This window comes from Alkalihalophilus pseudofirmus OF4, assembly GCF_000005825.2.
Classification (GTDB): Bacteria; Bacillota; Bacilli; order Bacillales; family Bacillaceae_D; genus Alkalihalophilus; species Alkalihalophilus pseudofirmus.
Window position 1 is genome coordinate 2,904,271 of record NC_013791.2, and the last position, 23,924, is coordinate 2,928,194.

Here is a 23,924-nt window from a genome sequence, read left to right on the forward strand (position 1 = left end):
TTTTAAAATTTTCCTGCGATCTAGTCGGAATTTGTCTTTTTTTTACTTACTCACATAAAAAAAACTGCCCGAAAGTCGGACAGTTTCACTCTTCACACTATTCACTGCTTGCTTTTTTGGCTTCATGCTTTTTGTTTTCTTCTTCAACTAAGACACGTCTTAGGATTTTACCAACAAGTGTTTTGGGCAGTTCTTCTCTAAATTCATACAGCCTCGGTACTTTAAAGGCAGCTAAATGCTTGCGGCAATATTGATCAAGCTCTTCTTCTGTTACAGATTTCCCTTGCTTTAATACAATAAATGCTTTGACGGTTTCCCCGCGATACTCATCAGGAGCCCCAATAATGACAGCTTCTTGAATCGCATCGTGCTCATAAAGCACTTCTTCAATTTCCCGTGGGTAAATATTAAAGCCGCCTGCAATGATCATATCTTTTTTACGATCAACAATGTAGAAATAGCCTTCCTCATCCATATAACCCATATCACCGGTTAAGAACCAATCATCTTTAAACACTTTAGCCGTTTCCTCAGGCCTGTTCCAGTACCCTTTCATCACTTGAGGACCGCGGATGGCAATTTCACCAACTTCTCCAAAATCAGCTTTTTCGCCTGTTTCCGCAGAAATAATTGCAGCATCGGTATCCGGCCACGGCAGACCGATACTTCCTGTTTTCCTCTCTCCCCATATTAAATTAGAAATAGCAACTGGAGAGGTTTCAGTTAACCCATACCCTTCTACGAGTTTACCACCTGAGAGCTTCTCAAACTTTTGCTGAACTTCAAGCGGCAGAGGTGCAGCTCCGCTTAAACAAGTTTCAATTGATGATAAATCATATTCCTGTATATTAGGATCATTAATGAGTGCCACATACATGGTAGGAGCACCTGGAAATAGTGTAACCTTTTGCTTTTCAATTGTTTTTAGTACATCTTTCACTTCAAACTTCGGCAGGATAACAGTTGTTAACCCTCCCATAATTGAGAAGTTCATGATGACCGTCATACCATACACGTGGAAGAACGGCAAAGCTGCAAGCATTCTTTCATTGCCAGGGCGCATCTTATACATCCACGCCATACATTGAGATGTATTAATGACGAGGTTTGCATGTGTCAGCATTACACCTTTAGCAGGGCCGGTTGTACCTCCTGTGTATTGTAATAACGCCAAATCAACGGTAGGATCCACTTCTACATTTACCTCTTTTGTAGACCCTTGGTTTAAGAAATTTTTAAAAGCAAGCGTCTTATCGTCGTACACAACTTCAACTTTAATACCCATTTTCTTTTTTTGCACGAGTGGATACAAGAGATTTTTCGGAAATGGTAAGTAATCTTTAATGCTCGTTACGATGACATGTTCTAAGCTGGTTTTACTGCGAACGGCCTGCACTCTTGGAAATACTAAATCAAGACAAATAATTACTTTTGCACCTGAGTCAACCAGTTGATGCTCAAGTTCCCTTTCAACATATAAAGGGTTCGTCTGCACTACAATGGCGCCAATCATTAAAGCCCCGTAATAGCTGATAACCGATTGGGGACAGTTTGCAAGCATAATCGCGACACGGTCTCCTTTTTGAATGCCTAGAGACTGAAGCTGATTTGCAAACTGTTTAGCTTGATTGTAAAGCTCTTCATACGTTAACTCTTTTCCAAGGAAATGCAATGCTGATGTACTAGCATACTTACTTGCAGCTTGCTTTAGGTAGTCATGAAGCGTATTGTCCTCATATGGAATCGTATGAGGAATCTCCTTTGGGTAGTGCTTGAGCCAAACCTTATCTTCATGCGTCATAACAGTCATCTCCTTACCCCTTTCTCCATTCTCCTTTCTTGTGTGCCACTCTCCTCTAATACTATTGTATTGTAATCGCTTACAATTTTGAATCTTTTTTTTAAAATTTTCTGAACTTTTTTCCTAGTTCTTATTTATCCGATAAAAAAGACTGTGCAAAATACATCCGCACAGCCTTTATCTATTTTATGAAGCTGCAAAGAACATCATGTAAATGATACCCGCTAAAATGAACGCCCCGCAGCATACATACAATATTTTCATTAACGTTTCCAACGTACCTTCTCCCCTTTAACTTCTGCTTATAATACTCGCTCCTATGACATAAGACAGACCAATTGAAATCACCATCGCGATAAAGCCAACAGCACGGTTATCGCGAGCAATCTCTTCATCCACTTTGAAGCTTGGCGTTAAGAATTCAAATATAAAATAACTAAAAAGCAACAGCGCAAAGCCAAGTACTCCCCATCCTAGCATCATTAAAAGTGAGTCGGAGTGTTCAATGGAGTGCCTAAAAATGTTGGCTACACCAAAGATCTTTCCTCCAGTTGCAAGTGCCACTGCAATGTTGCCATTTTTGATTTCATCCCAGTTTTTGTATTTCGTTACCGTTTCAAATACAGCTAAAAAGACGATTAGCGCTAGCAAGGAAACACTGTAATATGCCGCAGTCTTGATTAATTCAAGCTCGAAAAAAGACTCCATCCTATTCTCCTTCACTCGTTTCTAACTCTAGTCAATTACTTATAACCTGTTCAATCTCTACAAGCACGTTTTTTCAAAGGTCTATTTTAATTCAATCACCGTATTGCCAAGACCGCCTTCATTCATCCCGCCGTCACGAGCTGCTTTTATTCTTGGATGCTTACTCACTAATTGCTTAACTCCTTTTCTGAGAGCACCTGTCCCTTTCCCATGAATAATTGACACTTGATGATAACCAGCCAATAGCGCATCATCAATATATTTTTCTACCTTTAACATAGCATCTTCATACCGCTCTCCGCGAAGATCAAGTTCAGGTTTCACATGATGCTCGCTGCCTCTGACAGTAGCAAGAGGTTTTGTCTCTACTTGTTTTGGTTTATCTAAGAGCTGTAAGTCATCTGCTTTGACTTTCATCTTCATAATGCCGATTTGAACGTTATATTCTTTCTCATTGACCTGTTCAATGACATGCCCTTTTTGCCCGAAGCTTAATACTTTAACATCGTCGCCGGCTTTAATTGTCTGCTTCGCTTTCGCTCTCGCAGCTTCCTTTTTCACTTTCTTTTGCTTTGCCGTCAGTTTTGGTGCTGCTTCTTCTAAATGTTTTTTTGCATCAATTAATTGATGCTCCTTAACATTCAGGCCTTCTTTTTGCATTTCTCTTAGTTCACCAATAATAAATTCGGCTTCTTCTTTAGCAGACTCAACTGCAGCTTTCGCTTTATCTTCGGCTTCTTTTAAGACACGTTCCTTTTGTTCTTCTAATTGTTCTATTTGAGCCATTAACTCATTTCTTAATGTTTCAGCTTTTTTCCTGATCTCGCTTGCCTCTGCCCATTCAGATTCAGCAGATTTTTGGCTTGTCTCTAAAGAGGCAATCATATTTTCAATCTGATTCGTTTCACTATCGATTTGTTCTTTCGCTGATTCGATAATGCGCTCATCAAGGCCAAGCCGTCTTGAAATGGCAAAGGCATTACTGCGGCCAGGAACTCCTATAAGTAAACGATAAGTTGGTCGCAGTGTTTCTACATCAAATTCAACACTTGCATTCATTGCCCCTTCTCGGTTATATGCATAGCCTTTTAACTCACTGTAATGGGTGGTCGCAACAACACATGCCCCTCTTTTATACACATCATCTAAGATAGAAATCGCTAGTGCAGCACCTTCTGTCGGATCTGTCCCTGCACCAAGCTCATCAAATAAGACCAGGCTTTGAAAGTCAACCTTACCTAAAATGTCCACAATATTTGTCATATGACTTGAGAACGTACTTAAACTTTGTTCAATTGACTGCTCATCACCGATATCAGCAAATATTTGCTTAAATACGGCTACTTCAGATTCCTCGTCAACCGGTACATGCAATCCTGATTGAGCCATTAATGTTAAGAGTCCTACTGTTTTTAAAGTGACCGTTTTACCGCCCGTATTTGGTCCTGTAATAATTAATGAACGGTATTCGTCTCCGAGGATCACATCAATCGGAACAACTTCCTCATCAGCCAGCAGCGGGTGTCTTGCTCTTTTCAAATGAATGTAGCCACGATCATTAAGCAGCGGGGCTGTTGCTTTAATTCGTTTTGCATAATGAGCTTTTGAAAAGATAAAATCAAGCTGAGCTAATTGCTCAAGATTAATTAAAATTGCCTCTGCATGCTCTGAAATGAGGGCAGACAGCTCTGCTAAAATCCGCTCAACCTCATGTGCTTCTTTTACTTTTGCTTCACGCAATTGATTGTTAATAGTAACAATTGCCTGCGGTTCGATAAAAAGGGTTGCTCCAGAAGCAGATTGATCATGTACAATCCCGCCAAAAGCACTGCGATACTCTTGTTTTACTGGAATAACAAAGCGGTCATTTCTAATCGTTACAATCGCATCTGAGAGCATTTTCTGAGTGTTAGAAGAACGTGTGATACTTTCAAGCTTCGATCTGACCGATGACTCATAACTTCTTACTTGCTGTCGAATCGTTCTAAGGGCCGGGCTTGCAGAATCCAGCACATGTCCATTATCATCAATGCATTGTTTGACCGCACGTTCTACATCCGTTAAAGGCTCTATTTGTTGTGTGTAATAATAAAGATGAGGCAGTTCAAGTTCTTCTTCTTCGACCATCGTCTCAATGAATTTCTTTAATTGTCTGCCTCCGTAAATGGTACTCGCAATTTCAATTAATTCACCAGCAGCCAATGCTCCGCCAATCTGCGCTCGCTTCGCATGTGCAGTCACATCAAAAATACCACCTAGAGGCACGTGACCTTTTAATCTTAAAACAGTAGCCCCCTCAGACGTTTCCTTTTGGCTGCGTGCAACGTCTTCTAGGTCCACATGCGGCTTAAGTGTATGAACAAGCTGCTTGCCTAAAGAAGAGGCCACATGTTCTTGCAGCTGCTGCTTCATTTTGTTGTATTCTAATACCCTTAATACACGTTCCATCTATTTACTCCTTTATAAAACCATTTTATATCTTTAGTTGTCATGGCGATTTAAAAATGCCCTCACTTCTTTTACGCCCCACATATTCAGTACTTGTTCTTTTTTCAGCATCGCTCTTCTTGCTTGCGCCACACCATATTTCATATCAGTTAACCCATCTATATGATGAGCATCTGTATTTACTGAAAGAACAACTCCTGCTTCAGCAGCTTTTTTGAGCCATTCGGCCGCTAAATCAAGACGGTTCGGATTTGCATTCAGCTCAAGAGCCGTATTCGTTTCTTTTGCTAATTGAATAAGAGCTTCTAGATCAACGTCATAGCCCTTTCGTCTGCCAAGTACTCTACCGGTCGGATGGGCAATTAAATCCACATGATGATTCGTTAAAGCCGTTTTCAACCGATCCATAATCACCTCTTGTTTTTGTGAAAAAGAAGAGTGGATCGAGGCAATCACAAAATCTACTTCTGCTAAAATAGAATCATCATAGTCAAGCGTTCCATCAGGCAGAATATCCATTTCAATACCGGTGAAAATCGTAAAATCCTCGTATTGCTGATTCAGTTCACGAATCTTTTCATGCTGCTCTTTAAGGCGTTTTACCGTTAACCCATTTGCCACCTTTAAATACTTTGAGTGATCTGTAATTGCAATATAATCATACCCTCTAGCTTGAGCTGCTTTTACCATTTCTTGAATTGAATTGGCTCCGTCACTCCACGTCGTATGCATATGGAGATCTCCGTGGATATGCTCTAAATCGACATACTCTTTCTCCGACTCGAAATACTCAACCTCACCTTGGTCTTCTCTAGCTTCCGGCGGGATGTAGGCTAGACCGAAATGGGCAAAAAAAGCTTCTTCATCTTCAAATGTCTTCACTTCACCCGTTTCACTATTTTCTACCCCGTATTCACTAATCTTTTCGCCTCGTTTTTTTGCAAGCTGACGCATTTTCACATTATGATTTTTTGAGCCAGTAAAATGATGAAGCGTCGTAGCAAATTCCTCTGGCTTCACTAATCTGAAATCAACTGAGATCGGGAATTCTTGTTCGATTTCTAACGAGACCTTGGTGTCGCCGTTTGCAATCACTTTCCCCGCTCCTTCAAGTGACACTAACTGCTCTCTTACTTTAGCAGGGTTATTAGTTGCAATGATGAAATCAAGGTCTTTCACCGTTTCGCGAAGCCTGCGTAAGCTGCCGGCTCTAGAATACTTTTCAATATCTGACATTTGCGCAAGCTGCCCTTCAACCCATACAGCAACCGGCAATACTAAAGGAAGAGCCAGTCGTTCCGGTCTTGTCATAGCCTCTTCAAGCGCCACCAAAATTTTCTCTTCCGTCTTTTTGCCGAACCCAGCTAAAGCTTGTACTTTTTTATCTTCACACGCTTGCTTTAATGTGGCGGCATCTACAACCCCCAGCTCTTGATAGAGCTTGCCGATCTTTTTACCGCCCAGCCCTTGAACTTTTAGCAATGGAATTAAACCTGCCGGGACATCTTCACTTAGCTCTTTTAATAATGTGGACTCTCCTGTATCCTTAAGCTCGTTAATGACTTCGGCAGTCCCTTTTCCAATACCGTTTAACTTTACAGGGTCTTCAATTTCATCAAGTGTCCGCTCATCAGTCTCAAGAGCTTGGGCTGCTTTTCTATAGGCAGATATCTTAAACGGGTTTTCCCCTTTAATTTCTAAATAAATCGCAATGGTCTCCAGTGTTTTAATAACCTCTTTTTTGTTCAATACACTCACCGTTCCTTTCTCCTATTCACCATCATACCGATTTCTAACAGGTAAAATCAAGAATTCAAGCAATCATAGAAAAAGGTCTAACCATTTCGGTCAGACCTCTTCGTTTTATGCCCCTAAATCATTTCGAATCCATAAGTCACGGATCCAATCAGATAAAAACGGCGTGTAATTCATCATTGTTTGAGCAACAATCGAGCGCTGCAATTGATCTTGTACCAAATCAACCGGCAGCAATGCCGCCACATACAGCAGAATAAATAGAATTAAGTAGGTTTCTACAAAACAAAAAATGCTTCCTAGTAAACGATTAATTGATCTTAAGATTGGTAGATGTGCTACAAAATCTAGCATTGACCCTACAATATGAAGTAGAATTTTTGTTCCAAAGAATAGAATAGCAAAAGCAATCCCAGAGTAATACACGCTCTCGCCATTAAAGGAATTAATAATCATTCCTACAGTGCTGTCTTGTGAAAATTGAGGATATGGAATCCATAGCTGGATATAGGATGCGACCTCTTGATAGTAAGTATAAGCCACATACAAGGATACTATAAATCCAACTAGATGAATCAGCTGCAAAATAAGTCCACGTCTACGTCCTATAAAGAAACTCATTAATAAGAGTAGAAGGATAAGAAAGCTCAACATATTATTCGTCTCCTGTCGTACGGTTTGATCCCTTTGTTTCGTTTGATTCAGATCGACTTGGTTCGGATCGGTTTAATTCCCTTCGACCTAAATCTGATTTATCTCGCTCGGTTATTTCTTGCTCTAATCTCAACTGTAACTTTTTACATTCATCCACTACATTTACAGCTGTTAGTACAGCAAGACGCGTTGTATCTAAATAAGGATTTCTTTTTTTTATTTCTCTCATTTTTTGGTCAACCTCTTGCGCCACTTCTTTTATATGTGCCGGAGATTCTTGACCGACAACCGTATAGTTTTGACCATAGATTGAAACAGTTGTCCGTTGCTTTTCTTTTTTCTTAGACACAAAAGAAGCCTCCTATCTCGACATTGTTCCTTCATTTATTCACTCAACTTGCACAATACTTTAAAGCATTATGCACAGTGTCTTCTATACCATTATACACAAACGGTATACAAAGCCGACAAAATCCTCCGTTTATCATAACACGAAGAAGGGTTGATGGAAATATCCTAGTTTCTTCTATTGGAAAAAAAAGAAAGGTTTCAAAGAAACCACTGCCGAGTCTTGCGGCAGTGGTTGATCGCATCTTAATAAGTTGTTAAGCCTGTAATTTTTTGCATGCGGTATAAGAACCTCGTCAGCCATGTTGTATTATCTTCATATTCTTCGTACGGCACTGTATAATGCCCTTGTTCATTGTTCCACACCCGCTCAAAATAGCTGGTGATATCTTGTGAGAATTCCTGCTCATTCGGTGCCTTTACCCATAGGTTTGTCTCTAAATTATAGTCGCGTAAGTTACGGCTTGTAAAGTTAGCTGATCCTCCAATAACAGTAGTTTGATCTTCAGTTATTCTTGCCATTAATTTTGGATGAAATTGTTCGCCAATCGTATCGTACCATCTAACCTCGATTTGACCTTCTTCTAGTAATTCCGCTGCTACCGGACGATTTGGCAAGCCCACCTTTTCTTGTCCGAACGCATCTTTATTAGGGTCTAGCACTAAGCGTACTTGAACACCCCTGTTTGAAGCATCAATGAGGGAGTTAATAACGTCGCGGTCAGATAGGTAAAACATTGCAAACCACAGCTCATCTCCGCTTTCTGCTTCCTCTATTAACTCTAACGTACGTTCATATATTCTGCCTTCCGTAATCACCCTAACTTCTGCTTCCCCTTCTTCTGCCGGACGAGCTTCAACATCAATTGTCGGACCATCTGAAAATTCGCTTGCAGCATTTTCAGTGTACACAAGCTCATCAATAATCGGCCCATCTACTTGAATAGCAATATTTGAATGATAAGCACTGGCATCATGAGGATTTGCTGAAGAAATAATCGCTGTTTTCTCTGTTGCTACTACTTTACGATGATTTGCTTTTACATTAAATAGCTTTAAATAAGATCTTAATGTCACGTCTGGAGCTTCCGGACTAAAGGCATTAGGAAGCCAGCCGCTGCCTGATTGACCAAACCATTGTATAAAGGTTCTCCAAATGCCTGAGTATAAAGGGTTTGAATCACGCAGCTGCGTTACATCAACAACAACCACATCAATCCCTGCATCACGCAGCTGCTCAAAATGCTGTGACTTATGCGAGCCATACGTTGTATTAATTTCATCTGATAACACAAGCATTTCAATATCAGGTTCTGCTTGTTTTTTCTCAATTAATACATCTGTCATATGCTGGCTAAGAGGGGGGAAATCCAGCTCTGGATCATAAAAGTCATTATACAAAAACATATCAAATACGATAAACTCTTCAGCTTCACTTACAGCCTCTTCAATTGCTGTGAAAATCTCATGCTCCATCTGGATGAGACCATCCTTTTGATACGTTAAATCGTATAAAAAATCTATATTATTCACGTAATAAGAGTCACTTTCATAAGAAACCCCTTCAGGAAGCGGACGGTAGATCCCATAAAGTGTAACGATAACTAGAATAGATAATATTACAATAAGTCCATAACGCTTTTTCAGTGATGCCACTCTCCTTCAACCAATTTAAAAGAACCCCCTGCCTTATCTTTTCCTTTTAGGCAGGGGGTTCAAACCACTTATATTAAGATCTTAAAGAAGCTCCGATTTGTGCTTGCAGTTCCTCCAGCACTTTTTCATGGACAAGAGTAACATCTTCATCCGTCAGCGTTTTTTCTGGATCTAAGTAAGTTAATGAGAAAGCTAATGATTTCTTGCCTTCTTCCATATGCTCACCTTGATAAAGGTCAAATAACTGAACAGAGCGCAAGAGAGATCCTCCAGTTTGGCTGATCAGTTTTTCAACTTCCCCTGCTTGTACTTCACTGTTTACTACAAGGGCAATATCTCTTTGGATGGACGGGAATCTTGGCAGGCCTTGATACACCACATCTTCAACATCAACGTTTAATAACATTTCTAAATCAAGCTGGAAGACATACGTTTCACGCAAGTCCTCTTCTTTTTCAGTAGAAGGGTGGACTTGACCGATAAATCCTGCTTCTACATCATTCAGCATGATCACAGCCGTACGGCCTGGGTGCATTTTAGGACGCTTTGCTTGCTTGAAGCTTACCTGATCTTCTAACCCGAATTCAGCAAATAATCCTTCGACAATTCCTTTTACTACAAAGAAATCTACAGGCTTTTTCTCGCCTTGCCATGGATGTTCAAGCCATAACCCCGTAAATGCTGCTGCTACCATTTCTCGCTCTACCGGCTGGCTTGTCAGCACCTTTTCCTCACTTGTGAAGATCGATCCAACTTCATACAAATGAAGATCTTGATTTTTACGGTTAAGATTATAGGTTAACACATCAAATAAATGCGGGATTAAGCTTGTGCGCATTGTGCTGCGGTCTTCACTCATCGGCATCGCTAAACGTACAGCTGTTTCTGCCGGAGACTCCTCTGCAAATCCCTCTGCTTTTTTAGGACTTGTTAATGAATACGTAATCGCTTGAGTAAGACCCACGCTTTCAAGGTAGCGGCGAACGCGGCGGCGTTTTGCTTGATAAGGTGTTAATGCTCCTTGAGTCGTTGCTCCTACAGGCAATGTCGTTGGGATCGTATCATAACCGTACAACCTTGCCACTTCTTCAAACAAATCTTCCTCAATCTGAATATCACCACGGCGAGTCGGAGCACTGATCACAAGGGTTTCTCCTTGATCCTCATACGTAAACTGCAGACGGTTAAAAATACCCTCCACATCTGCTTTTGAGATGTCTGTACCTAGACGATTATTCATGCGTGGTAAGTTAAGATGCACTTGTACTTCTTCTCTGTTTAATTGATCAGACTCCACCACACCAGATACAATGGTACCATCGCATAGTTCCGCAATAAGGGCTGCAGCGCGTTCTCCGGCAGCTTTTACACGGCTCGGGTCTACGCCTTTTTCAAAGCGAGCACTTGAATCACTGCGTAGTCCAAGGTCACGAGAAGCTTTTCTCACTGCAGCCGGATTAAAGTAGGCTGCTTCAAGAAGAATGGTAGTCGTTTCATCACTTACTTCTGAAGTTTGGCCGCCCATAACTCCAGCAATGGCCATCGGTTTCTCTCCATTTGTAATAAGAAGGTGATCAGTGCTAAGCGCTCGTTCTGCCTCATCAAGTGTAATCATTTTCTCGCCTTCACGGGCACGGCGAACCACTACTTCTTTTGATCCAAACTTATCATAATCAAAGGCATGAAGCGGCTGACCATATTCAAGCAGCACATAGTTAGTAATATCAACCACATTGCTGATTGGACGAATTCCAGCAGCTGTCAGACGGTTTTGCAGCCATAACGGGGATGGCCCTACTTTTACATCTTTTATAATTGCTGCACCGTAATAAGGGTTGTCATCGGTATTTTCCACATTTACATCAATGTAATCTGAGGCATGCTCGTCATTAGTTTGCAGGGAAACAGCAGGTAACTCTACCTCACGATCATAAAGTGCAGCAACCTCATACGCGACACCTAACATGTTTAAACAATCTGAACGGTTCGGTGTAAGATCAAGCTCTAACACTGTATCATCTAAATTCAAGAGAGCAAGAGCATCTGCCCCTACTTCAACCTCTTCCTTGAATACATAAATACCTTCTGCAAAATCTTTATGTACAAGTTTGCTCTCAATTCCTAGTTCCTGAAGTGAACAAATCATACCGTGAGACGCCTCACCGCGAAGTTTAGCCTTTTTAATTTTGAAGTTGCCAGGAAGTACTGCCCCAACTTTGGCTACCGCTACATATTGACCTGCTGCTATATTCTTTGCACCGCAGACAATTTGAACTGGTTCCTCTTCTCCGATATCTACTTGGCAGACATTTAATTTATCTGCATTTGGGTGCTGTTCACATGAACGGACATACCCTACGACCACACCGCGCACTCCTTGATTCAATTCATGAACAAAATCAATTTCAATTCCGCCGCGTGTCATTTTTTCAGCGATTTCTTTTGGTGTCACATCATCTACTTTTACGTAATCTTGCAGCCATTTATAAGAAACTAACATGATTCACTTCTCCTCCTTACACCCGTTTAAATTGCGCTAAAAAGCGTACATCATTTGTATAGAAATGACGAATATCATCAATATCATATTTAAGCATCGCTAATCGCTCTACACCCATTCCAAAAGCAAATCCACTGTATTCTTTTGAATCAAAACCGCTCATTTCAAGAACTTTCGGATGGATCATCCCTGCTCCTAGCACTTCAATCCATCCAGTGTTTTTACATACGCGGCAGCCTTCTCCTCCGCACATTCCACAAGAAACATCTACTTCAACAGAAGGCTCTGTGAATGGGAAGAAACTTGGACGCAAACGAATGCTGCGATCAGGTCCAAAGAAGCTTTGTGCAAAGGCTTCAAGCACACCCTTCAAGTCACTCATGCGTACATTTTTATCAACGAATAACCCTTCAATCTGCATAAACTGATGAGAATGTGTTGCATCATCATCATCACGGCGGAATACTTTACCAGGGCAGATAATTTTCACTGGTCCTCTTCCTTCAAACTTCTCCATCGTACGAGCTTGTACCGGCGAAGTATGAGTTCTTAGTAATAATTCATCTGTAAAATAGAAAGAGTCCTGCATATCACGTGCGGGGTGATCCTTTGGCAGGTTTAGTGCTTCAAAGTTGTAATAATCTGTCTCCACTTCTGGACCTTCCGCTACAGAAAACCCAAGTCCTAAAAAGGCATCTTCCACTTCTTCAACTACAGCCGTTAGTGGATGGCGCGCTCCTGTTTTTTGCGGACGACCTGGAAGAGTCACGTCAATGCTTTCCTTCGCTAATTTCGCTTCTACAGCCGCTGTTTCTAGCGCCACCTCTTTTGTTTCAATCGCAGATTTAATCTCATCCCGGACTTCATTTGCCATTTGGCCGATCAGCGGTCTTTCTTCAGCTGATAATTTACCCATGCCGCGAAGTACCTCAGTAATAGGCCCTTTCTTACCTAGATAAGCAACACGGACTTCCTGCAACGCTTTCACATCTTGTGCTTCAGTCACTTGTGCTAATGCTTGCTCTTTAAGCTCTTGTAAACGCTCACGCATGCTAATTCCTCCTTTTTTACCAATCATCTATAGTATGTCGTTCTAATACGAACGCAAAAAAAGGCCTTCGCCTCCCGCAAAAGGGACGAAGACCGTGGTACCACCCTTAATTTGTAATCAACAATTGTTCATTACATTCTTCATTGTCATAACGGCACATTGCCGGAACATCTTAACATCCAGAAAAATCTGCTGCCCTCCGATGTCTGCTCCAGAGTGAATTCAGTGATTCCTACCATAGAAATGCTTTCAGTCAAGGCATTCCCTCCCTTTTTGGCGGTCTAACACGTACTACTCTCTTTCGTCGCATATCCCTTATTTAATTGCTTCTATATTATAGATAATTCTAAGTGCTTATGCAACCGTTCGTTAACGAAAAGCGACTATCCTCTATATCTCATCCTAGCCTTTTAAATAATAAAGCAGGATGCCTGTCGCAACTGCTACATTTAAAGACTCTGCCTGTCCATATATAGGGATGTAGATATTTTGATCACTGCCCTCTAGCAGCTCGCTTTGCACGCCCTCTCCTTCATTCCCAACAATCAAAGCGAATTCAGGCTGCGGCTCAATCGCTGTATAAGAACTTGCTTCTGTTAAAGACGTCCCAAACACAGGGATGTTTTTTTCTTTTAACTTTTCAACCCATTCGATCAGTGAGCCTCGTATAACAGGCATATGGAAAATGGATCCTTGAGAAGCACGAATCACCTTGCTGTTAAATAAGTCAACACTTCCTTCTCCTAGTACGACACCTGTCATACCTGCTGCATCCGCTGTACGGATCATCGTGCCTATATTCCCTGGGTCTTGAACTCGGTCGATTAATAAAAACTGTCCGCTTAATGTAGTCATAGACGGGGGCGCTGGAATGGCACAAACCGCAGCGATGCCTTGAGGAGTCTCTGTTTCAGATATTTCTTTTAACACTTGTGGACTGACAATAATGATGTCATTTTCATAGACCTCCCAAGTAAGCGGCAGCACCGTTTGTTCCGTCATTAAAATAACTTCTATGTGGAACTTCGCTTTTAGGGCTTCCTCCACAAGGTGAAAACCTTCTATAAGAAATCTTCCTGCCTTATCACGGCCTTTTTTTGTATGCAGCTTCTTCCAGCCTTTTACTTGTTCATTTTTCACAGAATCGATTCGTTTCATGCTTTTCTCCTTTACGTTCATCTCTATTAACATCATACCGATTTTCTTGCTCATAATCCAGTCCGGCTTGTGACATACTAATGCAAGCAAGAAATTTATTTCCATATTAAAGGAGTGGTTTCAGGTGGGTTTTAATTTACGTGGAGCGATTATGGCTAATATTCAAGGCAGCAGTGAGGAAGAAGTAGAAGCAACCATTGTTGATGCGATCCAAAAAGGCGAAGAAAAGATGCTTCCTGGATTAGGTGTATTATTTGAAGTGTATTGGAAAAATGCGAACGAGCAGGAAAAAGATCAGCTTTGCCAGCAAATTTCACAAGGATTGCAATAACACACGAGAGCATGAGTGATGACGTTCACTCATGCTTTTTTTATGCCATTCCCTTGTGCTACATTCTAAACAAGGGAGCAAGTATACCAGCTAGCAAATATAATGAGGCAAAAATGACGATAAGTTTAAAGCAGAATGTCCATTTGTTCTTATCCACCCGAGTGATCTCCTTTCTGCTACTGTATGATCTGTGTATAAAAAAATCCAGCCGCGGCCGACTGGATTTTATCTTAGGTCTTAATTATACGTAATGGCTTCTACCGTTTCTTTATCAAGCTTTTTAATGACTTCAACAATTAACTTTACTGTGTTTTCATAATCATCTCTGTGAAGCATCGCAGCATGTGTATGAATATAGCGGGTAGGCACCGTAATCGATAGAGCCGGCACCCCGTTAGCTGTTAAGTGAATCGCACCAGAATCTGTGCCTCCGCCAGCCATAGAGTCAAATTGATACGGGATGTTATGTTCATCAGCTGTATCTACTACAAAGTCACGCAAGCCTTTATGAGAGATCATTGAAGCATCGTACAATACAATCTGCGGACCTTCTCCCATTTTAGCTAATGCTTCTTTTTCTGTGACACCAGGCGTGTCTCCAGCAATTCCTACATCCACACCAAAGCCTATATCAGGCTCAATAAGGTGAGCTGATGTGCGGGCTCCGCGTAACCCAACTTCCTCTTGAACTGTTCCTACACCATATACTGTATTTGGATGATCTACATCTTTTAGTTCACGTAATACATCAATCGCAATTGCACAACCGATACGATTATCCCATGCTTTTGCCATTAGTAACTTTTCATTTTTCATCACCGTAAACTCGCATACAGGCACAACAGAATCACCTGGGCGAACACCAAACTCCATTGCTTCTTCTTTGCTTGTCGCACCAATATCAATAAACATATCCTTCTTATCAACAGGCTTGCGACGAGCTTCTGCAGGCAGAATATGCGGTGGCTTTGAACCGACAACCCCTGGAATATTACCGTTCTTTGTCATGATCGTAACGCGTTGTGCAAGCATCACCTGTTCCCACCAGCCGCCTACTGTTTGAAAGCGAAGGAAGCCTTTATCATCAATACTTGTGACCATAAAACCAATTTCATCTAGATGTCCCGCTACCATAATTTTAGGACCAGCTTCTGATCCGACCTTTTTAGCAACAAGGCTTCCTAACCCATCAGTCGTTACTTCATCTGCAAAAGGGCTGATGTATTTAGACATCACATCACGAGCTTCTTTTTCATTACCAGGAATCCCATTTGCATCCGTCAAATCTTTTAGCATTTGCAACTTTTCATCAAGCTTTGTCATTATGTATTTCCCCCTTCAATGGGTATGCATGCTCACCCATAACTAGTATGTACTATACGACTAGTATAAATGAAATTGTTTCGCAACTCAAATTATTTCGAAAGAATGTTAATAGCCTTGATCTTGTCTTTCATGGTTCACTTTATTTTTTTCAAAATACGCTTGTTCAATCTCTTGGCCGCTAAACCCAAGCATGTCACCAAGTTTCATAAATGATGCCGTGAGCATATGAAAATCCTCTTCATTTCGATTTCTATTCAAATGATGAGTGGATTCCATTACATATAAAAATTGTTCTGTAAGCGTTCGCTCGGCTTGACCATTTTCATCCGTTGCAAAAGTGGTATACCCTAAAGACAATCCTAGCGTTAAAACGAAGTGAAGACCATCAACATATTCTTCTAAAATAACAGATCTCTCAGCCGGTCCTTTTTTACTCCAATACTTAAAGCATCTTGTCTCATTTGCTAGTTCTCCCAATTCCACAAGAAATGCAAGCTGCTTCTCTTGAAAAAGGTCATGCCCAGTCAGATTATGCTCCTCTAAAATACGGTCATTAAGATTTTTTTGAGTTTGAAATAATTGCTTTACATTTAAATTATTATCCTTCATCATGCATATCACTCCTATTCATTCTTATTTATTATACCAATTTTTTTTCATCATTTTGCAACCAAAGAAGGGCTGATTCGTATAAACTAGTAAGTAGACAAAAAACCCGCACGAAAGGGGCTTCTAGAAATGGTTATTTTATTTCGATTACTACTGCTTATCGCCATTGCGTTTATTGTATATTCCGCTATTAAATATGTATTTCATCCAAGAAGGAAACTTGAACAAGCTCATGATCGCAGACAGTATTTCTTTTTAGATGAAGAAAAGAATGTAAGAAAGAATTTTTTACTTACTTACAAAGGAGTTATGTTTGAAGGGGAAAAATATTTAGGGACGACGGAGCAATCGTTTGAAATTGTTTCGATCTATATTTGGGCAAGAGATACTGAGCGGTTAAAAGGGCTGCATCGTGAAGATTTCGAGTTTATTGAAGAGGATATCAGACTTAGATACCCTAATGCAAAAATTGAATGGAAGAGCCCGATTAAAGAATTTCTGAAAAGATAAAAATAAACCGTACCATTCCATTGACTATGGAAATGCTACGGTTTTTTCGTCTGGAAAAACTCTTCCCAGCTCATACTTGATTGTTTCTTTCTAAAAAGCATAAATAATAGAAGCAGGAACCCAGCAAATACGATCGTTCCTGCTAAAGGCAGCTCATGAATCATATCGCCAAAGGCTGTATATAATATTGCTGGAGGGATACTGACTAGAAATGATTTCTTTGTATATTCTTTTAATCCTTTTGATGTTTCAATTAAATAAAGTGAAACGACATGAAAATGAACCAAAGGCATCATTCGAATAATCATCATTTGCGGCAGGTTCCAGTCTTGGCGTCCTTTAAAGAAATGTTGTTTAATATTCGTCAGCTTTCTTTTAAGTCCTGGAGCAATTCGCACTAATCCATAGAATACTACACTTACAGCTGTCAAACCAATAATAGAATAAATCGACCCATACAGCGTTCCAAATAGATATCCACCAATCAAGCAAACAATTAATACGGGAATAAAAAACGCTTGTCTGAACACATGCAACAAAATAAAGAAGAGTGGAGCCAGCCAGCCGCTTTGTTCAATAAATAACAGCGAACGATCTAAAAATTCATTCATGCAAGCTCCCCCTCTCTTTGTATATCATTTCGTTAGCGTCTATTAAATAGTATATGTTTAACGACCCAGGATGATGAAAACGACTCCTATAATTTGAATGGTTATAATGATAGGAATTCCAGCTGTGAATGTACGATGCTTCGTTTTGTGACGGTATTCCTTCATCCCAATATACATACCAACGCCGCCGCCAATAAGGGCTAATAAAAATAAATTTTTCTCAGATACACGTCTTTTTTTAGCTATTGCTTGCCGTTTATCGTATCCCATCACTAGATAAGACGTAATATTAATGAGCAACAAATATATGAACCACTCCATTATATCGACTCACCTCTATTTTAGTAACCTTTTATGTATTCATAAAAAAAAGCGCGAGCAAGAATGCCGCGCTTTTTCATTGTTTTATGCGTTTAGGCTTGACTTAGCTTTTTCAGCTAATTGTGCAAATGCTTCAGCATCGTTCACTGCAAGGTCAGCAAGGATCTTACGGTTTACGTTGATTTCAGCAAGCTTAAGTCCGTGCATTAAACGGCTGTATGAAAGACCATTCATACGAGCAGCTGCGTTGATACGTGTAATCCAAAGTTTACGGAAATCACGTTTCTTTTGACGACGATCACGGTAAGCATATAGTAAGGACTTCATTACTTGTCCTTGTGCTGATTTGAATAATAAGTGTTTAGAACCGAAATATCCTTTTGCTAACTTTAATACCTTCTTACGACGACGACGAGCGACATAACCGCCTTTTACTCTTGGCATCGAAGTTCCCTCCTTTTAATCATCCGAACGAATCAATTATTTTTTGTACGTTAACATTGAGCGAATACGCTTGAAGTCTCCAGAGTGTACAATAGCAGACTTACGTAGCTTACGCTTTTGCTTTTGAGACTTGTTACCAAATAAGTGACTAGTGAAGCCGTGCGCACGCTTAAGCTTTCCAGATCCAGTCTTTTTAAAACGCTTCGCAGCGCCTCTATGAGTTTTCATTTTAGGCATAACTAAGGTCCTCCTTTAATCTTCTTCAAGCTAGTCGATGTTACTTTTCAGTTTTAGGCGCTAAGATAAGGAACATGCTACGACCTTCCATCTTAGGCTTAGCTTCAATGACAGCAACATCTTCACATTCTTTTGCAAGACGCTCTAATACTACTCTTCCTATTTGAGAGTGAGTAATCGCACGACCGCGGAAACGGATCGCTGCTTTTACTTTGTCTCCTTTTTCAAGGAATTTACGAGCGTTGCGAAGCTTCGTGTTGAAATCATGGTCTTCAATCGTCGGGCTCAAGCGAACCTCTTTAACGTTGATGACCTTTTGTTTCTTACGTGCTTCTTTGTCTTTCTTTTGTTGCTCATAACGGAATTTACCGTAGTCCATAATGCGACACACAGGTGGTTTCGCAGCAGGTGCAACACATACGAGATCAAGATTTACATTTTGCGCCATTTCAAGCGCTTCTTGTTTTGACTTGACTCCAATTTGATCGCCATTCGCTCCAATGAGTCGTACTTCACGGGCACGAATCCCTTCATTGACCAACATGTCTTTACTAATAATGAGCCACCTCCAAAGGATTTTCGCGGATCAAAGCAATTTATAAGCATAACTGTTCATCAAAAATGATTACAGAACATGCACCGATTCATGAAAAAAAGTGCGGGCGCACAATACGCCCACACTTCGGTCATTTACTAAAAATGAATCCCATCATACCTGGCAACAGCTTCATGCGTCAATCAGGTGAGAAGCGGGCGCTTCTGCTTGCTTTGTGTCCTTCTATTCGATTACCTAGATAACTATAGCATAATCCTTTTTGCGGTGTCAACACAATATGTCCGACTTCGTTATTTTAACGAATGTCCAGTCACTTTGCAATCCTTTTTTTATTTTAAGAGGAGTAGAAAATAATTGAAATGATTTCTACTCCCTCATTGACACAAAAAGATTATTTTTTCAGCTCTTCGGCTAAATCAGAAATAAATGCTTGAAGTTCTTTTGATTCTGAAGCCTGCTCTCCGTATTTACGGATGTTAACAGCACCAGATTCCATTTCCTTATCTCCTAGTACGAGCATGTAAGGAATTTTTTGCATCTGTGCTTCACGTATCTTATATCCAATCTTCTCGTTACGCTCATCAATTTCTACTCTGGCACCTGCTTGTTGAAGTGCGTCTTGAACTTTTTTCGCGTAGTCAAGATGCACATCAGGCGATACTGGTATAACTTGTACCTGAACAGGCGCAAGCCATGTTGGGAATGCTCCTTTGTACTCTTCAAGCAAGAAGGCAACGAAGCGCTCCATCGTAGAAACAACTCCGCGGTGAACGACCACAGGGCGGTGCTGCTGGCCGTCTTCACCAACATACGTTAAGTCAAATCGTTCTGGTAATAAGAAGTCCAGCTGAACCGTTGATAATGTTTCATCCTTGCCTAAGGCAGTACGAACCTGCACATCTAATTTCGGGCCGTAAAACGCTGCTTCACCTTCTGCTTCATAATAATCCACATCCAACTCATCCATCGCTTCTTTTAACATGCTTTGCGCTTTTTCCCACATCGCATCATCATCAAAATACTTTTCCTTATCTTCAGGGTCACGATAAGATAGACGGAATTTATAATCATCTAAGCCAAAATCTTTGTAGACTTCCTGAATTAAATACACAACGCGCAAGAACTCTTCTTTAATCTGGTCAGGACGACAGAAGATATGAGCATCGTTTAACGTCATTCCACGTACACGCTGAAGTCCTGATACAGCACCGCTCATCTCATAACGGTGCATCATGCCAAGTTCCGCAATACGCAATGGAAGCTGGCGGTAGCTGCGCATGTCTTGTTTGTATACCATCATATGGTGAGGACAGTTCATTGGACGAAGAACGAATTCTTCATTGTCGCGCTCCATAACAGGGAACATGTCATCTTTATAGTGATCCCAGTGGCCTGATGTTTTATAAAGTTCAGAGCTTCCTAAAATCGGCGTGTACACATGCTGATAGCCAAGACGCTCTTCTTTATCAACAATGTAGCGCTCGATTACACGACGAACAGTTGCTCCTTTTGGCAGCCATAACGGGAGGCCTTGTCCTACTTTTTGTGAAAGAGCGAAAATTCCTAACTCCTTGCCAAGTTTACGATGATCACGTTCCTTAGCCTCTTCTAGCAAGCGTAAATGTTCCTCTAGATCAGCCTTTTTGAAGAATGCCGTTCCGTAAATACGCTGAAGCATTTTGTTTTTGCTGTCACCGCGCCAATATGCGCCTGCCAGACTTAACAGTTTAAACTCTTTAATTTTGTTTGTTGAAGGGACATGCACGCCTCGGCATAGATCAAAGAATTCCCCTTGTTCATAAATAGTAAGGCTTTCCCCTTCAGGGATCGCTTCAATCAGTTCTAATTTGTACTCATCACCAACTTCTTTGTAACGAACAATAGCTTCCCCGCGGCTTAACTCCACACGTATTACTTCAAGGTTTTCTGCAATGATTTTCTTCATTTCTTTTTCAATCTTCGGCAGATCTTCAGCCGTAATCGATTCTTCTGAATCAATATCATAGTAAAAACCGCCTTCAATCACAGGGCCGACTCCAAGCTTTACCCCTTTAAACAGGCGTTTAACAGCTTGTGCCATTAAGTGTGCCGTACTATGGCGCATGATTTCCAGTGCTTCCTCTGAATCTTGAGTGACAATTGCTATCTCTCCGTCTTCAGTTAGAGGTGTACGTAAGTCAACTAATGTATGATTAAGCTTTCCAGCTAACGCTTTTTTCTTAAGACCAGGGCTGATAGATGCCGCAATGTCTTCTGTTGTCGTGCCTCTAGGGAACTCCTTTACCGCACCATCTGGAAATGTAATCTTTAGTACATCTGCCATTCTTCTCGACTCCTTTTTTTGTGTAAATAAAAAACACTCGTCCCTTCATCATAGAAGGGACGAGTGTAGTTCGTGGTTCCACCCTTGTTACGCTGCAGCAAATAAACATTGCAAGTGCAGCAACTCATCATACAAGATAACGGCTGTGCGCCGGCGCTAGTTAATCCACATACGTGTTTCCCTGCGCAGTTCAGAGGTGGTAAGGTCACTAATATGAGCTAGGAAGCTTGCAGCGAATGCCTCCCTCTCTGTAAGTCATATATAATGCCTCTTGTCCTCATCATAACCATTCATATCCAAAGTGTTGTTTCATATCAAATAGGTTGATATGTAGTATTATATGGATGCAGAATTGGAAAATCAAGAGGGCATCTCATTTATTCTAATCTTTTTTTCTCATAATGGTGATAAGGATATAGCTTCATCCGTTCTTGAAATATTGCTTGAATGGTCACTACGACCCCGTGATCTGGTTGATCGGAGAATACATGAACTATGTTTGGTACCATACTAACCAATGGACTTATCACCATTTCTTCAAGCTCAATTGAATGTTCGAAAATAAGTTCTTCCTGCAAATGGAACAATACCTCATCTTTTGCAAGCTTTCTAAAATGCTGATCATAAAAAGAAAATGTTCCGTCATGGACAACATAGATTTCATTATATTTAGAAGGCTTCGTTTGAACGTATTGCCGGAAATCTTCAATCATATTTTGATATTCTTGTTCGAGCATATACTCATCAATAGCAATTTCCACACAATCAATCAGCATCTCCCCATAATCTCTCAACCGGAATGTTAAAAATGGGTCATAATAAAAATTAGTTTCTTCTTCTAGACTATTAGCAAACGCCTCATAAATATAAGCATAACGATTAAAGAACGGTACGAGTGAAGGCAGGTCATTTCGATCTCCTTCTAAAATCGACCTTGCGATCATCAGAATCTGCTGCTGCTCTTCTTCATCTGTAAAATAAAACATCGATTCAATAATATCTAAGAGCCAATCATCTTCTCTTGTTTTTATCACATGTTCAGTTAATACAGAGGACAACAAGGGGTGAAACGAATCATAGAAACTAACCTGCTTATTTGTATAATCAAGCAAAATTGTTTCTACACCATTTGACTCCACTTTCCCTCCTAGTCCAAGATCTGCATATCGCTCAATGTACTCACGAAGCAGTTCATATAATTGCTTACAATCTCGCTCTTCTTCAAAATGAATGGCTATCACACCTATTCCCCCTAACCAACTCAACTAAAAAACTGATCTATAGTTACATACTCATGAAGTCATTTAGACAGGCCTTATTCCATCCTATGCATGAGCGTAGAAATAATGATTAGTTTTTCACATGCACGAGTCAGTATGGAAGAAAAACAAAAAAACCGCTCCTCTGCTAATAGCAAAGAAACGGTTTAGGATTAGTTCTGCATCGTAAAATCTTTTTCTGCTGCAGTTTCCCCGTCAAACATACGAACAATATCGTATTTTGTATTACGTTGAGCTGGAATTTTACCGGCTTCACGAATGAGACGAAGAATTTCATTCGTATTTACTTTATGAGTCGTACCTGCAGCTGATACAACATTCTCTTCAATCATTGTACTTCCGAAGTCATTACAGCCATATTCAAGCGACTGCTTTCCAACTTCAGGACCCATTGTAACCCATGATGATTGGAAGTTCGCAATATTATCAAGGAAAATCCTTGAAATCGCAACATTTTTCAAATAATCACGAGCCCCTAGCTTTTCTGTCTTCCACATACCCGTGTTCTCAGGCTGGAATGTCCATGAAATAAAGGCTTTAAAACAATCAGTCTCATCTTGTGCATCTCTTACGCGTTGTAAGTGCAGAGCACGCTCCTCGTTCGATTCCCCAAAGCCGATAACCATCGTTGCTGAGCCGTGCATTCCAACACGCTTTGAAGCTTTCATTGCTTCCATCCATTGTTCCCAGGTAATTTTTAAGCGACTGACACGAAGGCGCGTTTCCTCAGTAAGAATTTCAGCGCCACCGCCTGGCATACTATCTAATCCAGCCTCATGCAGGGCACGAAGAACTTCCTCCACTGTCATATCAGAAACTTCTGCAATTTTCCAAATCTCAGCAGGTGAGAAAGAATGCATCCAGATGTTTGGAAAACGTTCCTTAATTTCACGAAGAAGATTTGTATAGTAATCTAGTTTCAAGTCAGGATTCGTTCCGCCTTGCATAAGAATCTCTGTACCGCCAACATCAATTGTTTCTTGAATTTTCTCAAAGATACGTTCGTTGTCAAGTACATACCCTTCTGAATGTCCTGGCTTACGATAGAATGCACAGAAACGACAATACGTATCGCAGAAATTTGTATAGTTTACGTTTCTACCTATTACGAAGGTAGTTACAGGTTCTGGGTGCCATTTTTTCATTATCTTGTTGGCTGCTTCACCCATTTTCTCAACTTCATCACTTTCATATAGCGCAATCGCATCTTCCATTGAGATGCGCTCCCCATTTACCGCTCGTTCAAGAATTGCATCGATGCTCATGATTATGACCCTCACAATCTATCAAAATAAGA

The 23,924-nt window shown here is 40.6% G+C and carries 22 protein-coding genes, 1 pseudogene and 1 other annotated feature; of the genes and pseudogenes, 3 read left to right on the forward strand and 20 right to left on the reverse strand.

The features are described 5' to 3' along the window. Positions 1 to 97: 97 nt before the first annotated feature. The 10 genes and pseudogenes from BPOF4_RS14680 to BPOF4_RS14725 all read right to left on the reverse strand — a co-directional run bounded on the left by BPOF4_RS14680 (position 98) and on the right by BPOF4_RS14725 (position 14,079). Complete coding sequence (locus tag BPOF4_RS14680) at positions 98 to 1,801, reverse strand: long-chain-fatty-acid--CoA ligase (RefSeq protein WP_012959978.1); 1,704 nt, start codon at positions 1,799 to 1,801, stop codon at positions 98 to 100. A gap of 291 nt (positions 1,802 to 2,092) precedes the next feature. Continuing rightward, positions 2,093 to 2,509: a DUF350 domain-containing protein gene (locus BPOF4_RS14685; RefSeq protein WP_012959979.1), complete on the reverse strand. Its 417-nt coding sequence runs from the start codon at positions 2,507 to 2,509 to the stop codon at positions 2,093 to 2,095. Positions 2,510 to 2,590: 81 nt separating this feature from the next. Beyond that, a complete protein-coding gene (locus BPOF4_RS14690) occupies positions 2,591 to 4,957 on the reverse strand; it encodes an endonuclease MutS2 (protein WP_012959980.1) in 2,367 nt (788 codons plus the stop codon). A gap of 33 nt (positions 4,958 to 4,990) precedes the next feature. After that, entirely contained in the window at positions 4,991 to 6,706 is a 1,716-nt protein-coding gene (gene polX, locus BPOF4_RS14695) for a DNA polymerase/3'-5' exonuclease PolX (protein WP_012959981.1), read from the reverse strand. A 114-nt stretch (positions 6,707 to 6,820) separates the two neighbouring features. Continuing rightward, on the reverse strand, positions 6,821 to 7,366 hold the full coding sequence (locus BPOF4_RS14700; RefSeq protein ID WP_012959982.1) for a CvpA family protein: 546 nt from the start codon (positions 7,364 to 7,366) through the stop codon (positions 6,821 to 6,823). Positions 7,367 to 7,466: 100 nt separating this feature from the next. Further along, positions 7,467 to 7,715, reverse strand: a pseudogene (gene zapA / locus BPOF4_RS14705) (cell division protein ZapA); the annotation flags it as partial. A gap of 245 nt (positions 7,716 to 7,960) precedes the next feature. Further along, a complete protein-coding gene (locus BPOF4_RS14710) occupies positions 7,961 to 9,370 on the reverse strand; it encodes a phospholipase D family protein (RefSeq protein ID WP_012959984.1) in 1,410 nt (469 codons plus the stop codon). 73 nt (positions 9,371 to 9,443) lie between these two features. Continuing rightward, a complete protein-coding gene (gene pheT, locus BPOF4_RS14715; RefSeq protein ID WP_012959985.1) occupies positions 9,444 to 11,870 on the reverse strand; it encodes a phenylalanine--tRNA ligase subunit beta in 2,427 nt (808 codons plus the stop codon). 16 nt (positions 11,871 to 11,886) lie between these two features. Then, positions 11,887 to 12,921: a phenylalanine--tRNA ligase subunit alpha gene (pheS, locus tag BPOF4_RS14720; protein ID WP_012959986.1), complete on the reverse strand. Its 1,035-nt coding sequence runs from the start codon at positions 12,919 to 12,921 to the stop codon at positions 11,887 to 11,889. Between the two features lie 402 nt (positions 12,922 to 13,323). After that, on the reverse strand, positions 13,324 to 14,079 hold the full coding sequence (locus tag BPOF4_RS14725; RefSeq protein ID WP_041822494.1) for a TrmH family RNA methyltransferase: 756 nt from the start codon (positions 14,077 to 14,079) through the stop codon (positions 13,324 to 13,326). Between the two features lie 124 nt (positions 14,080 to 14,203). Here BPOF4_RS14725 and sspI point away from each other — a divergent pair, with 124 nt between their 5' ends. Continuing rightward, on the forward strand, positions 14,204 to 14,410 hold the full coding sequence (gene sspI / locus BPOF4_RS14730) for a small acid-soluble spore protein SspI (RefSeq protein WP_012959988.1): 207 nt from the start codon (positions 14,204 to 14,206) through the stop codon (positions 14,408 to 14,410). Positions 14,411 to 14,647: 237 nt separating this feature from the next. Here the strand turns inward: sspI and BPOF4_RS14735 are convergent, their stop codons facing one another. After that, entirely contained in the window at positions 14,648 to 15,733 is a 1,086-nt protein-coding gene (locus BPOF4_RS14735) for a M42 family metallopeptidase (RefSeq protein WP_012959989.1), read from the reverse strand. Positions 15,734 to 15,841: 108 nt separating this feature from the next. Next, a complete protein-coding gene (locus BPOF4_RS14740) occupies positions 15,842 to 16,348 on the reverse strand; it encodes a dUTP diphosphatase (protein ID WP_012959990.1) in 507 nt (168 codons plus the stop codon). Between the two features lie 126 nt (positions 16,349 to 16,474). Between BPOF4_RS14740 and BPOF4_RS14745 the strand changes: the two genes are divergently transcribed. Beyond that, a complete protein-coding gene (locus BPOF4_RS14745; protein ID WP_012959991.1) occupies positions 16,475 to 16,855 on the forward strand; it encodes a hypothetical protein in 381 nt (126 codons plus the stop codon). A gap of 35 nt (positions 16,856 to 16,890) precedes the next feature. Here BPOF4_RS14745 and BPOF4_RS14750 read toward each other — a convergent pair whose 3' ends face one another. From BPOF4_RS14750 to infC, 5 genes are all read right to left on the reverse strand, one after another. Continuing rightward, positions 16,891 to 17,466 (reverse strand): TVP38/TMEM64 family protein, encoded by a 576-nt coding sequence (locus BPOF4_RS14750; protein ID WP_012959992.1) that lies wholly within the window; start codon positions 17,464 to 17,466, stop codon positions 16,891 to 16,893. 57 nt (positions 17,467 to 17,523) lie between these two features. After that, positions 17,524 to 17,787 (reverse strand): DUF1294 domain-containing protein, encoded by a 264-nt coding sequence (locus BPOF4_RS14755; RefSeq protein ID WP_012959993.1) that lies wholly within the window; start codon positions 17,785 to 17,787, stop codon positions 17,524 to 17,526. Between the two features lie 84 nt (positions 17,788 to 17,871). Further along, positions 17,872 to 18,231 (reverse strand): 50S ribosomal protein L20, encoded by a 360-nt coding sequence (gene rplT / locus BPOF4_RS14760; protein ID WP_012959994.1) that lies wholly within the window; start codon positions 18,229 to 18,231, stop codon positions 17,872 to 17,874. A gap of 36 nt (positions 18,232 to 18,267) precedes the next feature. Continuing rightward, positions 18,268 to 18,468: a 50S ribosomal protein L35 gene (rpmI, locus tag BPOF4_RS14765; RefSeq protein WP_012959995.1), complete on the reverse strand. Its 201-nt coding sequence runs from the start codon at positions 18,466 to 18,468 to the stop codon at positions 18,268 to 18,270. 40 nt (positions 18,469 to 18,508) lie between these two features. After that, on the reverse strand, positions 18,509 to 19,012 hold the full coding sequence (gene infC / locus BPOF4_RS14770) for a translation initiation factor IF-3 (protein ID WP_012959996.1): 504 nt from the start codon (positions 19,010 to 19,012) through the stop codon (positions 18,509 to 18,511). Positions 19,013 to 19,089: 77 nt separating this feature from the next. Between infC and BPOF4_RS22540 the strand changes: the two genes are divergently transcribed. Continuing rightward, positions 19,090 to 19,266, forward strand: coding sequence for a hypothetical protein (locus tag BPOF4_RS22540; protein ID WP_218959095.1), 177 nt, complete (start codon positions 19,090 to 19,092; stop codon positions 19,264 to 19,266). Next, positions 19,113 to 19,239: a sequence feature (ribosomal protein L20 leader region), on the reverse strand. (Overlaps the previous gene by 127 nt.) Before the next feature lie 149 nt (positions 19,267 to 19,415). Here BPOF4_RS22540 and thrS read toward each other — a convergent pair. The 3 genes from thrS to mqnC all read right to left on the reverse strand — a co-directional run bounded on the left by thrS (position 19,416) and on the right by mqnC (position 23,892). After that, on the reverse strand, positions 19,416 to 21,347 hold the full coding sequence (gene thrS, locus BPOF4_RS14775; protein ID WP_012959997.1) for a threonine--tRNA ligase: 1,932 nt from the start codon (positions 21,345 to 21,347) through the stop codon (positions 19,416 to 19,418). 377 nt (positions 21,348 to 21,724) lie between these two features. Next, entirely contained in the window at positions 21,725 to 22,588 is an 864-nt protein-coding gene (gene ytxC / locus BPOF4_RS14780; RefSeq protein WP_012959998.1) for a putative sporulation protein YtxC, read from the reverse strand. A 191-nt stretch (positions 22,589 to 22,779) separates the two neighbouring features. Next, positions 22,780 to 23,892: a cyclic dehypoxanthinyl futalosine synthase gene (mqnC, locus tag BPOF4_RS14785; protein ID WP_012959999.1), complete on the reverse strand. Its 1,113-nt coding sequence runs from the start codon at positions 23,890 to 23,892 to the stop codon at positions 22,780 to 22,782. Between the last annotated feature and the right edge of the window lie 32 nt (positions 23,893 to 23,924).

Excerpts from the sequence above, each read along its gene's own strand:
- BPOF4_RS14680 (WP_012959978.1), bottom strand. The coding sequence starts at position 1,801 with ATGACGCATGAAGATAAGGTTTGGCTCAAGCACTACCCAAAGGAGATT.
- BPOF4_RS14685 (WP_012959979.1), bottom strand. The coding sequence starts at position 2,509 with ATGGAGTCTTTTTTCGAGCTTGAATTAATCAAGACTGCGGCATATTAC.
- BPOF4_RS14690 (WP_012959980.1), bottom strand. The coding sequence starts at position 4,957 with ATGGAACGTGTATTAAGGGTATTAGAATACAACAAAATGAAGCAGCAG.
- BPOF4_RS14700 (WP_012959982.1), bottom strand. The coding sequence starts at position 7,366 with ATGTTGAGCTTTCTTATCCTTCTACTCTTATTAATGAGTTTCTTTATA.
- pheT (WP_012959985.1), bottom strand. The coding sequence starts at position 11,870 with ATGTTAGTTTCTTATAAATGGCTGCAAGATTACGTAAAAGTAGATGAT.
- pheS (WP_012959986.1), bottom strand. The coding sequence starts at position 12,921 with ATGCGTGAGCGTTTACAAGAGCTTAAAGAGCAAGCATTAGCACAAGTG.
- BPOF4_RS14725 (WP_041822494.1), bottom strand. The coding sequence starts at position 14,079 with ATGAAACGAATCGATTCTGTGAAAAATGAACAAGTAAAAGGCTGGAAG.
- BPOF4_RS14735 (WP_012959989.1), bottom strand. The coding sequence starts at position 15,733 with ATGACAAAGCTTGATGAAAAGTTGCAAATGCTAAAAGATTTGACGGAT.
- BPOF4_RS14740 (WP_012959990.1), bottom strand. The coding sequence starts at position 16,348 with ATGATGAAGGATAATAATTTAAATGTAAAGCAATTATTTCAAACTCAA.
- BPOF4_RS14745 (WP_012959991.1), top strand. The coding sequence starts at position 16,475 with ATGGTTATTTTATTTCGATTACTACTGCTTATCGCCATTGCGTTTATT.
- BPOF4_RS14750 (WP_012959992.1), bottom strand. The coding sequence starts at position 17,466 with ATGAATGAATTTTTAGATCGTTCGCTGTTATTTATTGAACAAAGCGGC.
- BPOF4_RS14755 (WP_012959993.1), bottom strand. The coding sequence starts at position 17,787 with ATGGAGTGGTTCATATATTTGTTGCTCATTAATATTACGTCTTATCTA.
- rplT (WP_012959994.1), bottom strand. The coding sequence starts at position 18,231 with ATGCCAAGAGTAAAAGGCGGTTATGTCGCTCGTCGTCGTCGTAAGAAG.
- rpmI (WP_012959995.1), bottom strand. The coding sequence starts at position 18,468 with ATGCCTAAAATGAAAACTCATAGAGGCGCTGCGAAGCGTTTTAAAAAG.
- infC (WP_012959996.1), bottom strand. The coding sequence starts at position 19,012 with ATGTTGGTCAATGAAGGGATTCGTGCCCGTGAAGTACGACTCATTGGA.
- BPOF4_RS22540 (WP_218959095.1), top strand. The coding sequence starts at position 19,090 with ATGATTACAGAACATGCACCGATTCATGAAAAAAAGTGCGGGCGCACA.
- thrS (WP_012959997.1), bottom strand. The coding sequence starts at position 21,347 with ATGGCAGATGTACTAAAGATTACATTTCCAGATGGTGCGGTAAAGGAG.
- mqnC (WP_012959999.1), bottom strand. The coding sequence starts at position 23,892 with ATGAGCATCGATGCAATTCTTGAACGAGCGGTAAATGGGGAGCGCATC.